Source organism: Pantoea sp. X-Soil-MYKO-1785 (assembly GCF_059730675.1).
Genome location: NZ_AP036000.1, coordinates 3,374,706 through 3,388,930, shown reverse-complemented (window position 1 = coordinate 3,388,930; position 14,225 = coordinate 3,374,706). Strand labels below are relative to the sequence as shown.

Annotated in this window: 14 protein-coding genes and 1 pseudogene; 8 read left to right on the top strand and 7 right to left on the bottom strand. The window is 56.5% G+C overall.

Annotated features, from left to right (window positions below; all coding sequences use genetic code 11):
- Positions 1–9: 9 nt before the first annotated feature.
- Positions 10–1,530, top strand: a complete 1,521-nt coding sequence (lysS, locus tag AC6I8D_RS16020) for a lysine--tRNA ligase (protein ID WP_312056020.1) — start codon at positions 10–12, stop codon at positions 1,528–1,530.
- 82 nt (positions 1,531–1,612) lie between these two features.
- On the opposite strand, the gene AC6I8D_RS16015 is transcribed toward lysS, so the two are convergent.
- The gene (locus AC6I8D_RS16015) at positions 1,613–2,239 is read right to left on the bottom strand and encodes a serine protease (protein ID WP_312758438.1); all 627 of its coding nucleotides are present in this window, start codon (positions 2,237–2,239) and stop codon (positions 1,613–1,615) included.
- A gap of 367 nt (positions 2,240–2,606) precedes the next feature.
- On the opposite strand from AC6I8D_RS16015, the pseudogene AC6I8D_RS16010 reads away from it, so the two are divergent.
- Positions 2,607–3,770: pseudogene (locus AC6I8D_RS16010) on the top strand (MFS transporter).
- Here AC6I8D_RS16010 and AC6I8D_RS16005 read toward each other — a convergent pair.
- The gene (locus tag AC6I8D_RS16005; RefSeq protein WP_312056023.1) at positions 3,767–4,687 is read right to left on the bottom strand and encodes a LysR family transcriptional regulator; all 921 of its coding nucleotides are present in this window, start codon (positions 4,685–4,687) and stop codon (positions 3,767–3,769) included. The pseudogene AC6I8D_RS16010 and the gene AC6I8D_RS16005 sit on opposite strands and share 4 nt — an antisense overlap.
- A 102-nt stretch (positions 4,688–4,789) precedes the next feature.
- Between AC6I8D_RS16005 and lysA the strand changes: the two genes are divergently transcribed.
- The gene (lysA, locus tag AC6I8D_RS16000; RefSeq protein WP_312056024.1) at positions 4,790–6,046 is read left to right on the top strand and encodes a diaminopimelate decarboxylase; all 1,257 of its coding nucleotides are present in this window, start codon (positions 4,790–4,792) and stop codon (positions 6,044–6,046) included.
- Between the two features lie 8 nt (positions 6,047–6,054).
- On the opposite strand, the gene AC6I8D_RS15995 is transcribed toward lysA, so the two are convergent.
- Positions 6,055–6,387 carry a PTS lactose/cellobiose transporter subunit IIA gene (locus tag AC6I8D_RS15995; RefSeq protein ID WP_312056025.1) on the bottom strand — a complete coding sequence of 111 codons (333 nt, stop codon included), beginning with the start codon at positions 6,385–6,387 and terminating at the stop codon, positions 6,055–6,057.
- 179 nt (positions 6,388–6,566) lie between these two features.
- Here AC6I8D_RS15995 and AC6I8D_RS15990 point away from each other — a divergent pair, with 179 nt between their 5' ends.
- The 5 genes from AC6I8D_RS15990 (at position 6,567) to AC6I8D_RS15970 (ending at position 10,991) form a co-directional block, all read left to right on the top strand.
- Positions 6,567–7,916 carry a PTS sugar transporter subunit IIC gene (locus AC6I8D_RS15990; protein WP_312056026.1) on the top strand — a complete coding sequence of 450 codons (1,350 nt, stop codon included), beginning with the start codon at positions 6,567–6,569 and terminating at the stop codon, positions 7,914–7,916.
- A complete protein-coding gene (locus AC6I8D_RS15985; protein ID WP_497820458.1) occupies positions 7,913–9,340 on the top strand; it encodes a glycoside hydrolase family 1 protein in 1,428 nt (475 codons plus the stop codon). Before AC6I8D_RS15990 ends, AC6I8D_RS15985 begins: the two co-directional genes overlap by 4 nt.
- Positions 9,341–9,355: 15 nt before the next feature.
- Positions 9,356–9,673, top strand: coding sequence for a PTS sugar transporter subunit IIB (locus tag AC6I8D_RS15980; protein WP_031376200.1), 318 nt, complete (start codon positions 9,356–9,358; stop codon positions 9,671–9,673).
- Positions 9,674–9,768: 95 nt separating this feature from the next.
- Positions 9,769–10,542 carry an FCD domain-containing protein gene (locus AC6I8D_RS15975; protein WP_031376199.1) on the top strand — a complete coding sequence of 258 codons (774 nt, stop codon included), beginning with the start codon at positions 9,769–9,771 and terminating at the stop codon, positions 10,540–10,542.
- Positions 10,542–10,991 (top strand): GNAT family N-acetyltransferase, encoded by a 450-nt coding sequence (locus AC6I8D_RS15970; RefSeq protein ID WP_312758433.1) that lies wholly within the window; start codon positions 10,542–10,544, stop codon positions 10,989–10,991. Before AC6I8D_RS15975 ends, AC6I8D_RS15970 begins: the two co-directional genes overlap by 1 nt.
- A 40-nt stretch (positions 10,992–11,031) precedes the next feature.
- On the opposite strand, the gene AC6I8D_RS15965 is transcribed toward AC6I8D_RS15970, so the two are convergent.
- From AC6I8D_RS15965 to mutH, 4 genes are all read right to left on the bottom strand, one after another.
- On the bottom strand, positions 11,032–12,072 hold the full coding sequence (locus AC6I8D_RS15965; protein WP_312056029.1) for an NADP(H)-dependent aldo-keto reductase: 1,041 nt from the start codon (positions 12,070–12,072) through the stop codon (positions 11,032–11,034).
- 140 nt (positions 12,073–12,212) lie between these two features.
- On the bottom strand, positions 12,213–12,431 hold the full coding sequence (locus AC6I8D_RS15960) for a YgdI/YgdR family lipoprotein (protein WP_031376196.1): 219 nt from the start codon (positions 12,429–12,431) through the stop codon (positions 12,213–12,215).
- Between the two features lie 118 nt (positions 12,432–12,549).
- Positions 12,550–13,260: a TerC family protein gene (locus tag AC6I8D_RS15955; protein ID WP_031376195.1), complete on the bottom strand. Its 711-nt coding sequence runs from the start codon at positions 13,258–13,260 to the stop codon at positions 12,550–12,552.
- Between the two features lie 99 nt (positions 13,261–13,359).
- Entirely contained in the window at positions 13,360–14,037 is a 678-nt protein-coding gene (mutH, locus tag AC6I8D_RS15950; protein WP_497820457.1) for a DNA mismatch repair endonuclease MutH, read from the bottom strand.
- Between the last annotated feature and the right edge of the window lie 188 nt (positions 14,038–14,225).

Here is a 14,225-nt window from a genome sequence, read left to right as displayed (position 1 = left end):
GGAACCGACATGTCTGAACAACAACCGCAGAGCGCTGACGCCGCACTTGAGTTAAACAACGAACTGAAAACGCGTCGCGAAAAGCTGAGCGCGCTGCGTGCAAATGGCGTGGCGTTTCCTAACGATTTCCGTCGTGACACCCTCTCGAACCAGCTGCATGAACGCTATGACGAGAAGAGCAACGAAGAGCTGGAAGATCTCGGCATTGAAGTCAGCGTTGCCGGACGCATGATGACCCGTCGTATTATGGGTAAAGCATCATTCGTTACCCTGCAGGACGTCGGCGGACGCATTCAGCTTTATGTTTCGCGTGACGATCTGGCCGAAGGGATCTACAACGAGCAGTTCAAAAAGTGGGACCTCGGCGATATCCTCGGCGCGCGCGGCAAGCTGTTCAAAACCAAAACCGGCGAACTGTCGATTCACTGTTCTGAGCTGCGTCTGCTGACCAAAGCCCTGCGTCCGTTACCGGATAAGTTCCACGGCCTGGCTGACCAGGAAACCCGTTATCGTCAGCGTTACCTCGATCTGATCGCCAACGACGAATCACGTAACACTTTCAAAATTCGCTCAAAAATCATGGCCGGTATCCGCCAGTTCATGGTCAGCCGCGACTTTATGGAAGTGGAAACTCCGATGATGCAGGTGATCCCAGGCGGCGCATCGGCGCGTCCGTTCATCACCCATCACAATGCGCTGGATATCGATATGTACCTGCGTATTGCTCCGGAACTCTATCTGAAGCGCCTGGTGGTGGGGGGCTTTGATCGGGTGTTCGAGATCAACCGTAACTTCCGTAACGAAGGCATTTCGCCACGTCATAACCCTGAGTTCACCATGATGGAACTCTATATGGCGTATGCGGATTACAAAGATCTGATCGAGCTGACCGAAAGCCTGTTCCGTACGCTGGCGCAGGATGTGCTGGGCACCACCGTGGTGCCGTATGGCGAACATCAGTTCGATTTCGGCAAGCCGTTTGAAAAACTGACGATGCGCGAAGCGATCAAGAAGTATCGTCCGGAAACCGACCTGGCCGATCTGGAAGACTTTGATAAAGCGGTAGCGATTGCTGAATCGCTGCACATTAAAGTTGAGAAGAGCTGGGGACTGGGCCGTGTGGTCACCGAGATCTTCGAAGAGACGGCAGAAGCACATCTGATTCAGCCAACCTTCATCACCGAGTATCCGGCTGAAGTGTCACCGCTGGCGCGTCGTAACGATCAGAATCCGGAGATCACCGATCGCTTTGAGTTCTTCATCGGCGGCCGTGAAATCGGTAACGGCTTCTCCGAGCTGAACGATGCGGAAGATCAGGCTGAGCGTTTCCTGCAGCAGGTGAATGCCAAAGATGCAGGCGATGACGAAGCGATGTTCTACGACGAAGATTACGTCACCGCGCTGGAACACGGTCTGCCGCCTACTGCGGGTCTCGGTATCGGTATCGACCGTATGGTGATGCTGTTTACCAACAGCCACACCATCCGCGACGTGATCCTGTTCCCGGCGCTGCGCCCGGGCAGCAAGTAACTCACTTTGCGTTAAGCAGAATGCAGAAAGGCCGGAGATTCCGGCCTTTTTTTTCGCCGCTGTCCGGCTCAGACACCGACGGTCACGACTTCACTACGCCATCCAGCCACTGCTGAAACCGCGCATAAGGTACATACAGCGCCACGTTCTTATACAGAGTTTTGCCGCTGGTATTGTCATTAATACGGTCGCTGTAGCCGATGATCACTCCCGCCAGCGTATCGTCAGAGGCGTTATACACCGCGCCGCCCGACATCCCTTTCACCACGCCGGCATTGGCCGCCACCACCACACAATCCGCTTTGTTCCAGCTGTTTGCCAGCGTGGTATTAATCAGGTTCTGGCCGCTGGAACTGACCGGCATCGCCGAAATAAAGCTGTAGCCGTAGAGATTGACCTGGTCGCCGATATGGCTGTTGCGAAAGCTGGGCGGCAGGCTCGCTTCGCTGTTTTTGTGGTAGACCACCGCCAGATCGCATTGCGGATGCCAGGCTTTGACCCGGTAAAGTGAAAATTTCGCCACGTGCGCGGCGGTCAGACTGTATTCCGCCGTCAGCGGAATGGTGGTACCCAGCGTGCCTAAGCCGAGCACGGTAGGAATGCCGGTCACGGTCATATCGACCCGCTTTTCGGCCTCTCTGCTGTACTCATAGTGGCCAACCGAGCAGCCGGTTAAAGCAAAAACCATCAAGGCAATGAGCCGTTGCATTCTTTCTCCCCGCGTCAGAATTCGATCACATCACCTGGCGTTTCATAATGGGGTTATCGGCAACGCTAAAATTTTATTTATTGTTAACACATTAAAAAGCGTAACCGGTGACAGGCAAATGACAACCAGAGATTGCCTGCGGGGGTGATTCCTGGAATTTTCCGGCCCGCTGGCGGTGACCGGCGGGCTGAGGGGCGACAGAAATTATTGCGGGTGTGGCAATAATCCTTTGCTGCTATTGGGGTATATGGGCTTCATCGGCTGTGCTGTAATAGCCAGCGTGACGCAGATCAAATTTTAATAAGCGTCGATTGGGCCACGCGTTCGCGTGGTTCACCTGCATTTTCATGGTATTGGGAGAAATGTTATGCCTGTAGCGTTACTGGCGCTGGCGTTGAGTGCATTCGCCATCGGCACCACTGAGTTCGTCATTATGGGGCTGCTGCCGGACGTGGCGGCCGATCTTCAGGTGTCGATTCCGTCAGCGGGCTGGTTAATCAGCGGCTATGCGTTGGGCGTGGCGATTGGCGCACCGATTATGGCGCTGCTGACCGCCCGGCTGCCGCGTAAAAAGACGCTGACGCTGCTGATGGTGATCTTCATCGTCGGCAACCTGCTGTGCGCGCTGGCGTACAACTATAACCTGCTGATGCTGGCGCGCATTGTAACCGCGCTGTGTCACGGTGCTTTCTTTGGCATTGGTGCGGTGGTCGCAGCCAGTCTGGTCGCACCAGGTCGTCAGGCTTCTGCCGTGGCGCTGATGTTTACTGGCCTCACGCTGGCGAACGTGCTGGGCGTGCCGCTCGGCACCTAGTTTGGTCAGCTGTTTGGCTGGCGTGCCACCTTCTGGGGCGTAGCGATCATCGGCGTACTGGCCTTTATCGCCCTGATTGTCAGCCTGCCGAATAACAAGCAGGAAAAACCGGTCGACCTGGCGAGTGAAGTGAGCGCGCTGGCCAACGGTAAACTGTGGCTGTCACTGCTGATGACGGTGTTTTTTGCCGCGGCGATGTTTGCGTTGTTCAGTTATATCGCGCCGCTGCTGTTACAGGTGACCGGCATCAGCGACCGTGGCGTCAGCTGGACGCTGTTCCTGATTGGCGCAGGGCTGACGGTCGGCAATATTCTGGGCGGCAAGATGGCGGACTGGAAAGTTTCTTTCAGCCTGATCCTCAGCTTTTCGCTGATTGCGATCTTCTCCCTGCTGTTTAGCTGGACCAGCCATGCGCTGTGGCTGGCCGAAATCACCCTGTTCCTGTGGGCGATGGCTACCTTTGCTACCGTGCCGGGCCTGCAGATTAACGTGGTGCGCCACGGTAAAGAGGCACCCAACCTGGTGTCGACCCTGAACATTTCTGCATTCAACGTTGGTAATGCACTGGGAGCCTGGGTCGGTGGAGCAGTAATTGGTCGGGGCTACGGCCTGACGGCGGTGCCGGTTGCCGCCGCCGCACTGGCACTGATCGGTCTGCTGGTCTGCCTGATCACCTTCCGCAAATCGGGTGGCGCGACGTCTGCGGTGCGCGCTTAAGCTAAGCGGGCGGCGATACGTGCCGGAAAGTCAGCCACCTGCTGCTGCAGATGGCTGACAAACGCATCGACCAGCGCCGAGGCGGGGCGGTGATGCGGTCTGACCAGGCTGACGGTAAAGGGTACCGAAACGCTGAATCGCCGCATTACCACACCGCTGTCGGCGTAATCGAGCGCTGTCAGCGGGTTAACGATCGATACCCCGACGCCCGCCCTGACCATCGCGCACACCGATGCGGCGCTGTGGGTCTCCAGCACCAGACGACGTTCAACCCCCTGCTCATGAAACAACGCGTCCAGCAGCTGGCGATAGCTGTCGGTGCGCGACAGGCTGACATAATTCTCACCGGCAAAATCCTGCGGCGTCAGCACGGCCCGCTGGCTCAGCGGATGCTGCGGCGGCAACACGCAGACTTCATCGCAGGTTAAGAGCGCATGGCGGTCAGTGCCGGCCGGCGCATGCTGAGTTTCGGTTAAGCCGAGGTCATAGCGCTGTGCTGACAGCCACTCCTCCAGCAGCGGCGACTCCTGCGGGATCACATTCAGGCTGACATCCGGGTAGCGCTGCAAAAAAGGCTGACACAGCGGTGGCAGCAGCGACTGCGAAAACACTGGCAGACAGGCGACAGAAAGCTCACCCTGACGAAACTGACGCAGATTATCAGCCGCCTCCATAATGCGATCCAGCCCGTACCAGGAACGCTGAACCTCTTCAAACAGGCGCAGCCCCTGTACCGTAGGCTGCAGACGTCCGCGTACCCGACCAAACAGCTGTAGCCCCAATTGCTGCTCCAGCCGCGCCAGTTCCCGACTGACCGTAGGCTGTGAGGTGTGCAGCAGGGTGGCGGCCTGCGTCAGGTTGCCGCTGGTCATCACCGCGTGAAAAATTTCGATGTGTCGCCAGTTAATGTTCGCCATCGGATTAGGCCATATCAATTTTGCATAGATGCTATTAAAACAGATATTTTTCGCTATGACACGATTCTGGCTTAATGCGCTTATCGCCACAGGAGAATCCTTATGCCCCGTTCCATACAGACTACTGAAACCGCGCTCAACATCACTCATCTGCTGCCGCTGGCACGCCGCTATGCCGGGCCTTTCTGGGCCTACGATGCGCAAATCATTCAGGCACGCATCGCCCAGTTGCAGGCGTTTGATGTGGTGCGTTTCGCCCAGAAATCCTGTTCGAATATTCATATCCTGCGCCTGATGCGGGCGGCCGGAGTAAAGGTTGATTCGGTATCGCTGGGTGAGATTGAACGTGCGCTGGTGGCGGGGTATCAGCCGGGCGGAGATGAAATCGTCTTTACCGCTGATCTGTTTGATCAGCCAACGCTGGAGCGGGTTGCGGCGCTGCAGGTGCCGGTTAATGCCGGTTCGGTCGATATGCTGCATCAGCTGGGCGCTGTTTCTCCGGGTCATGCGGTATGGCTGCGGGTGAATCCCGGTTTCGGGCACGGCCACAGTCAGAAAACCAATACCGGCGGCGAAAACAGCAAGCACGGAATCTGGCATGGCGATCTGGCTTTAGCGCTGGCGGCAATCCAGCAGTACGATCTGCGGCTGGTGGGCATTCATATGCACATCGGTTCCGGCGTCGATTATGCGCATCTGCAACAGGTGTGTGATGCGATGGTCAGCCTGGTGGTGGAGTTTGGTCAGGATCTGACGGCGATCTCAGCGGGCGGCGGCTTGTCGATTCCTTATCGTTACGGTGAAGAGGCGATCGATACCGGGCACTATTTTGGCTTGTGGGACGCTGCGCGTCAGCGCATTGCTCAGCATCTGGGCCACGCCGTCAAACTGGAGATTGAGCCGGGCCGTTTTCTGGTGGCCGAGTCGGGCGTGCTGGTGTCGCAGGTACGGGCGGTCAAAGCGATGGGCAGCCGTCACTTTGTGCTGGTCGATGCCGGTTTCAACGATTTAATGCGGCCGTCAATGTATGGCAGCTATCACCATATCTCGCTGATGGCGGGCGATGGGCGGCAGATTGATGAGCAGCAGACCCTCGACAGCGTGGTGGCGGGGCCATTGTGTGAATCAGGCGACGTCTTTACCCAGCTGGAAGGCGGCAAAGTCGATACCCGAGCGATTCCGGCTGCGCAGGTCGGCGATTATCTGGTATTTCATGACACCGGTGCCTATGGCGCATCTATGTCATCGAACTACAACAGCCGCCCCCTGATCCCGGAAGTGCTGTTCGAACAGGGGCAGCCGCGCGAGATCCGTCGCGCGCAGACTATTCAGGAGTTACTGGCGCTGGAAGGCGGCTAACCGCCCGCTCAGGCGGTATCCGCTGCCGCCTGAGCGCTAAACAGCTCTTTACGCAGTATCACCATCTCCTCCGCCAGATCGCGACACAGCATCGCATTCATTAAGTGATCCTGTGCATGCACCAGGATCAGCGTCACCGGCAATTTGCCGCTGCCTTCATCCGCGCCAATCAACTGCGTCTGAATCTTGTGCGCCTGTTTTGCTGCGGTATCGGAAGCAGCCAGCGCCGCATCGGCAGCCGGCCAGTCACGCTGGCGCGCACACTGGATCGCCATCATCGCTGACGATCGTGCTTCACCTGCATTGATCAGCAACTCCATCATGGTTTGTTCGAAATCCATACAATCCTCATTATTGGTATGCCAAATTCAGTTTTTTCATCTTACTGGAATGCCAAAAAACGTTTCCGGGAGCTTTGTCACAGAAAGGAAGGTTAAGAATCGTCATTTTGGTATGCCACTAACCGGGAAGATAGTGACCACTACTGGAATGCCAATCTTACATCTCTGAGGGTTGACCCATGTCTCTACAGGACCGCCTTATCGATTCCCTGGGCAGCTTTGCCACCCGCTTCAATAGCTATCGCTACATCATGGCGATCAAAGCCTCGTTCATCACCCTGATGCCGGTGATCATCGTTGGCGCTTTCTCGGTGCTGATCTCTAACATGGTGCTGGACAGCAAAAATGGCCTCGCCAGCTTCGCTGCGCTGGGGTTTTTAGCCGACCTGAAACCGATCACCAGCAGCATTAACTATGCCACGCTCAGCTTCCTCAACATTGGCGCGGTGTTCCTGATTGGCATTGAGCTGGGCCGCATCAACGGCATCAAAACCTTGTTCCCTGGTCTGCTGGCGATCATCTGCTTTGTCTCCGTGACGCCGACCACTTTACAGATGATGGTCGACGGTCAGATGCATCTGGTCACCGACGTGCTGGCTAAACAATTCTCCGATACCAAGAGCCTGTTTCTCGGCATGTTTATCGCCATTCTGTCGGTGGAGATCTATTGCCGCCTCGAACAGGTTGAGCGGCTGAAAATTAAGATGCCTGACACCGTGCCGCCCAACGTTGCCGCCTCTTTTTCCGCCCTGATCCCGTCGATTATCACCGTGACGCTGGTCGCCTCCTTTGGCTTTATTTTCCATCGCGTTACCGGCATGTATCTGTATGACGCGGTCTATCAGGTGGTGCAGCAACCGCTGGAGTCGGTGGTGCAGAGCCTGTGGGGGATTCTGATCCTGATGTTCGTCGCCCAGCTATTTTGGGTGATCGGCATTCACGGCAATCAGATGGTGAAACCGATTCGTGAACCGCTGCTGCTGGGGGCGATTATGGTCAATATGACCGCCTTTGAGCAGGGTAAAGAGGCGCCGAATATCATCACCATGCCGTTCTGGGATGTTTATATGAGCATCGGCGGTTCCGGGCTGACCATCGGGCTGCTGACCGCGGTGATGCTGGCGACGCGTCGCAAAGAGATGCGCGAAATCGCCAAACTCTCGTTCGGCCCCGGCATTTTCAATATCAATGAGCCAGTAATATTTGGCATGCCGATTATGCTCAATCCGATCCTGGCGATCCCATTCATCATCACGCCGCTGGTAACCGGCACAATCGGCTATTTCGCCACGGTGATGGGGTTTGCCGGCAAAGCGGTGGTGATGGTGCCGTGGACCACGCCGCCGATCATTAACGCCTGGCTGTCGACTGCGGGATCGATGGGCGCGGTGGTGACCCAGATTATCTGCATTATGGTGTCGGTGCTGATCTACCTGCCGTTTGTCAAAGTGGCAGCCCGTCGCGCCGATGCCGCCGAAGCGAAGAATCAACAACCTGAACTGGCTCGCAACCAATCGGAGGTGTTATGAGTCGCCAGCTTATTCAGATCCCGCAGAATTTTATCCTGGGCGCCGCTGCGTCAGCCTGGCAAACCGAGGGCTGGAGCGGCAAAAAAGCCGGGCAGGACTCGTGGCCGGACGCCTGGTATCAGCAGGATCGGCACGTCTGGCATCAGGGCTATGGCCCGGCCGTGGCGACCGACTTCATCAACCGCTTTGCCGAAGATGTGGCGCTAATGAAGGCCAGCGGGCTGACCCACTATCGCACCTCGATCAACTGGTCGCGCTTTCTCACCGATTATGAAAACGCCACGGTGGATGAGGAGTACGCGGCTTACTATGACCGGCTGATTGACGAAATGCAGCGCCAGGGCATTGAACTGATGCTCTGTCTGGAGCATTACGAATTGCCCGCTACGCTGCTGGAGCAGTATGGCGGCTGGCAGTCAAAGCACGTGGTTGAACTGTTTATCCGTTACGTCGAACAGGTGTTTAAACGCTATGCCGGTCGGGTAACACGCTGGTTTGTGTTTAATGAGCCGATTGTGGTGCAGACCCGGGTCTATCTCGACGCGCTGCGCTGGCCATACGAGCAAAACACCCATAAATGGATGCAGTGGAACCACCACAAAAATCTCGCCACCGCCCGGGTGGTGCAGCTGTTCCGCCAGCAGGGCTATGCCGGTCGCATCGGGACCATCCTCAACCCGGAAGTGACCTATCCACGATCGTCGGCCGCGCATGACCAGCAGGCGGCGCAGATCTACGACCTGTTCTATAACCGGATGTTTCTCGATCCCGCCATCAAAGGCGAGTACCCGGCGGAGCTGCTGGCGCTGCTGGATAAACATCAGATTGAGTGGCAGGCCACGCCGGAGGAGCTGGCGATCATCGCCGCCAATACCGTCGATGAGGTCGGGCTTAACCTTTACTATCCACACCGCGTGAAGGCGCCGTCCCGTGCCTGGCATCCTGATACGCCGTTCCATCCTGCCTGCTATTACGAGCACTTTGAGCTGCCGGGCCGGCGGATGAACCGTTCACGCGGCTGGGAAATTCAGCCGGAAATCATCTGGGATATGGCGCAGCGGATGCGTGATGAGTACGGCAACATCCCGTGGTTTGTCGCCGAGAGCGGAATGGGCGTCGAAAACGAAGCGCAATTTAAAAACGCTGAGGGGGAAATTCAGGACGACTACCGCATTCACTTTATCAGCGAGCACCTGCATCAGGCGGTCCGTGCGCATCAGGCGGGCATCAACTGTCAGGGCTATATGCTGTGGGCCTTCACCGACAACGTCTCGCCGATGAACGCCTTCAAAAACCGCTATGGCCTGATCGAAATCGACTTAGATAACCAGCGTCAGCGTCGCATGAAAAAATCCGCCCACTGGTTCCGGGCGCTGCGCGACAGTCAGCAATTTACCCTGTGGCTTGATGATGAGCCGAAATAACAAGAGGAAGCGAGGATGAAACGTATTGTGCTGGCCTGTGCCGCAGGCATGTCGACCTCAATGGTGGTAACGCGGATGGAAAAAGAGGCCGCCGCGCGTGGATTAGCCTTCCACATCTACGCCATTCCCGAGCAGAACCTGCAAGAGGAGCTGCAAAATTACGGCCACGAGGTGGTGGCGGTGCTGCTGGGGCCGCAGGTGCGCTTTAAGCTGGAAGCGAACAAAAAACTGACCGACAGCTATCAGTTGCCGATTGCGGTAATCGATTCTGTTGCCTATGGCACCCTGAATGGCGCAAAGGTACTCGATCAGGCGCTGGCTTTGATACACTGAGTCTCAGTTTGCGGGTCACTTCTCTGGCTCGCGGGCATTGTCGCGCAGGGAACGGCGGCAATGCCGTTAGCGCAATGATTGCAAAGGGTGACAGCGTGGACAAAGCCGAAGCGCCGCAAGAAAAAAAACAGTATCAGGAAATTGGTCAGCATCTGCGCCAGCAAATCTGCGACGGACACTATCCGGTGGGATCGCGCCTGCCGCCTGAACGCCAGCTGGCTGAAACCTGGGGCGTCAGCCGGACCATCGTCCGCGAAGCGCTATTAATGCTGGAGCTGGAAGGAACGGTGGATATTCGCCAGAGTTCCGGCGTCTACGTGATGCGCATTCCCTCCGCCAGCGATGATGAAGAAGAGGCCTTTTTCCGCAGCGATGTCGGTCCGTTTGAAATGCTGCAGGCGCGCCAGTTGCTGGAAAGCAACATCGCCGCGTTTGCCGCTAAAATGGCCACCAAAGCGGATATTGAAAACCTGCGCCGCACGCTGGAGCAGGAACAGCGCGCCATCGCCGCCAACGACAGCAGTCAGGATAACGACAAGTTATTTCACCTGTTGCTGGCGGGAGCCAGTCAGAATCAGATGCTGCTCGACACCGTCACCAGTATCTGGCGTCATCACGACAGCAGCCCGCTGTGGCAGCAGCTACGCCCTCAGTTTGAAACCCGCGCCTACCGGCTGAAATGGCTGGGCGATCACCAGACCATTCTGGCCGCGCTGCGTCGCCGCGATGTGATGGGCGCATGGCAGGCCACCTGGCAGCACCTGGAAAATGTGAAAAACACCCTGCTTGAGCTGTCGGATGCGGATGCGCCAGACTTCGACGGTTACCTGTTTGATTCAGTGCCAATCTTCCAGGGAAAACTGATGTAATGGAGATTGTGCCGCTCAGCGCCGTGCCCCATTTTGCCGATCAGATCACCGAATGGCAGTGGCGCGCTTTCGGCGACCCCAACAGCCGTGACTTCTTCGCCAGCATCGTCGCCAGCAGCCTGAGCGGCGCCGATTTCCCGGTCACCTTTGTCGCCGTCGAGGCGGGCAGGGCGATCGGCACGGCAGGCTTCTGGCGATGCGATCTGATCAGCCGTCAGGATCTGTTCCCGTGGCTGGCGGCACTCTATGTCGATGCGCCGGCGCGCGGCAAAGGCGTCAGCGACGCGTTGCAGCAGCGGGTGATTACACACGCCCAGGATCAGGGGTATTCGCGGTTGTGGTTATGGTCGACCTTCAGCGGCTACTATGACCGTTTTGGCTGGCAGCCGCAGGGCGAGGCGCTGGAGTATCCCGATAAGCGCGTGCAGCTCTATTATCGGGATATATAAGGTGTGCCAGCCGCACTCGTGGCGGCCGGCAGCGGAGGGCTCAGGGTGCCGGATAGGTATAACGGCGGTGGATCGCCTCAATGCCTTCCAGGATCTCTGCATTTAACGTCAGATTGAAGCTGTCGATGTTGGTCTGCAGCTGCTCAAGCGTGGTCGCACCAAGCAGGGTGCTGGCAACAAACGGCTGCTGACGCACATAGGCCAATGCCATCTGTGACGGATCAATCTGGTGCTGGTGGGCTAACGCCACATACTCGGCAATCGCCTGCTGCGACTGCTCGCCGCTGTAGCGGGTAAAGCGACTAAACAGCGTATTACGGGCACCGGCAGGCTGCGCGCCATTCAGATACTTACCGCTCAGGGTACCGAACGCCAGGCTGGAGTAGGCCAGCAATTCAACCCCTTCATGCTGGCTGATTTCGGCCAGACCCACTTCAAAGCTGCGGTTCAGCAGGCTGTACGGATTCTGGATGCTGATGATGCGCGGCAGTTCATGCTTCTCCGCCAGTTGCAGATAGCGCATCACGCCCCATGCGGTTTCATTCGACACCCCGATATAGCGAATCTTACCGGCGCGAACCTGCTCGGTCAGCGCTTCCAGCGTCTCCAGCAGCGTCACCTGGGCGGTAGTTTCACTGTACTGATAGCCCAGCTTGCCAAAGTAGTTGGTCTGACGCTGCGGCCAGTGCAGCTGATAAAGATCGATATAGTCGGTATTCAGGCGTTTCAGGCTGGCATCCAGCGCTTCACGGATGTTCTTGCGGTCCAGCGCCATGTTAGGGCGAATCGACGCATCATTACCGCGCGACGGGCCCGACACTTTGCTGGCCAGAATGATTTTGTCACGGCTGCCGCGCTGCTTCAGCCAGCTGCCAATGTACTGTTCGGTCAGACCCTGGGTTTCCGGACGCGGTGGTACCGGATACATTTCGGCGGTATCAATAAAATTAATGCCGGAACGAATAGCCAAATCCAGCTGGGCATGGGCGTCGGCTTCACTGTTCTGCTCGCCAAACGTCATGGTGCCCAACCCCAGCTGACTCACTTCCAGCGTGCTATGGGGAATACGATGATAGTGCATTGCCAGCTTCCTTTTCTTTATGGAATGGAATGTTGTGTCCTCAGGGACTATAGCGCGAGCAATGGCGGGGAAGGAAGGGGGAAAAGTCGGGGAAATCGCCTGCCAGTGGGGAATCTGTGGCAGGCGAGACAATTTCGCACTTAGCGTTCAATGATGGTCGAAACCTCATCGCCGTTAATCTGTACTGCGTGACCCGACTGATCGGTGTACTGCACCAGCCCGGTCTCTTTATCAATGGTCGGCTTACCTTCGGTCATAATCATCCGGCCATCTTTCGTTGCCATCACATAATCAGAACTGCATCCGCTTAACATCGCTGCGGTTAGTGCCACAATGGCGATACCTGCCCATCCTTTCATCACGCCTCATCTCCACACATCATCGACTGCAAAAAGTGTAGTAATAAATCGTTTTGCCGGCCGGAGTAATCGTAGGAATCTGAAAATTTGCGGGCGAGCACGCTCGCCCTTGACATTTCTATGCGGTTTTTTTCTTACTGCGCATCAGGTTAAGGCACTCAACCGCCATTGAGAAGAACATGGCGAAATAAATGTAACCTTTTGGTACATGCACCGCGAAACTCTCCAGAATCAGGGTAAAACCGACCAGAATCAGGAAAGCTAACGCCAGCATTTTAACCGACGGATGGCGCTCAACGAACTCACCAATGCTGCGGGCAGCGAACATCATCATTAGCACCGCGATCACCACGGCCGCCATCATGATAAACAGATGATCGGAGAGGCCGATGGCGGTAATCACCGAATCCAGACTGAAAATAATATCCAGCAGCATGATCTGCACGATCGCACCGAGGAACGAATGGACGTTAGATTTTTGTTCCGCTTCGTTACCTTCGATGGTTTCGTGGATCTCCATGCTCGATTTCCACAGCAGGAACAGACCACCAGACAGCAGGATCAGATCGCGGGCAGAGAACGCATGGTCCATCAGGGTAAACAGCGGATTCGTCAACCGGGCGACCCAGGCGATAGAGGCCAGCAGGGCCAGACGCATTAACATTGCGCCCAACAAACCGATACGGCGCGCGCTGGCTTGTTGATGCTTTGGCAGTTTAGCGACCACTAACGACAGGAAAATAATGTTATCAATACCCAGTACCACCTCAAGGATGGTCAGGGTTCCCAGTGCCAGCCAGGCATTGGGATCGGCAATCCACTCAAACATACCTACATTCAATCCTAAACGAAAATTAAACGGGGATTATACGCATTGAATTTGCTTCTCTCCCACAAAATTGCGCCACATCAGATCAGAATGTCATTGTTAAAGCAGGAAGTGGCGCGCCAGCAGCGGTCCGGTAAAACTTTTTTTCAGGTAGAAACCGCGCGGTAAGGTTAGGATCGGTTGGCCGCGATCGCCAATTCCTTCGGTCAGGGCTTTACTGTTGGCTGCTTTGGGACGGATTTGCAGCCAGGCACCGTGCCGTGCCGTGATCTGCTCAACCCTGCCCAGCACGATCATATCCATCAGCTCCTCCCAGTCCTGCCGTAACATCTCATCTTCTTCCGCGTCGGGGCTCCAGAGTAACGGCGCGCCGACCCGGCGCTGCCGCAGCGGAATATCCCGCTGGCCTTCAACCGGGATCCACAACACCCGCGACAGTTTGTGTCGCACGTGGCTGTTCTGCCAGGTGACGCCACTGTTGCCGGTGAGCGGGGCGACGCAGACAAAGGTGGTTTCCAGCGGTTTGCCACTGGCATCAATCGGAATTGTTTTCAGTTCAATGCCGAGATGGGCGAAGTCCTGTTCGGCTTTGCTGCCGGCGCTGGCCCCGAGATGCAATTCCAGCAGCATACCGACCCAGCCTTTATCGCGTTTCAGATCGGCAGGCATCGTCAGGCCCGCCCGTTCGGCCAGCGTTTCCAGCGTTAACCCGGCTAAATCCTCTGCCCTGGCCAGCAGGGTGGCTTCATCTTCAGGCGGTGCTGGCAGGTAGTTCATATTAATGACTCGCAGTGCTCAAAAAATGTACAGGATGTTGCACAGTGGGTTTACCCGAAATATTCACCGTGCTGAGCGGGGATAATAACATGATAGATCGTGCTTTTTTTACTGATTGACCCTGGCAATATTATGGGACGCTTCAGGTTATCCCAACTTACTCGCAACAATGAACAGGATCTCATACC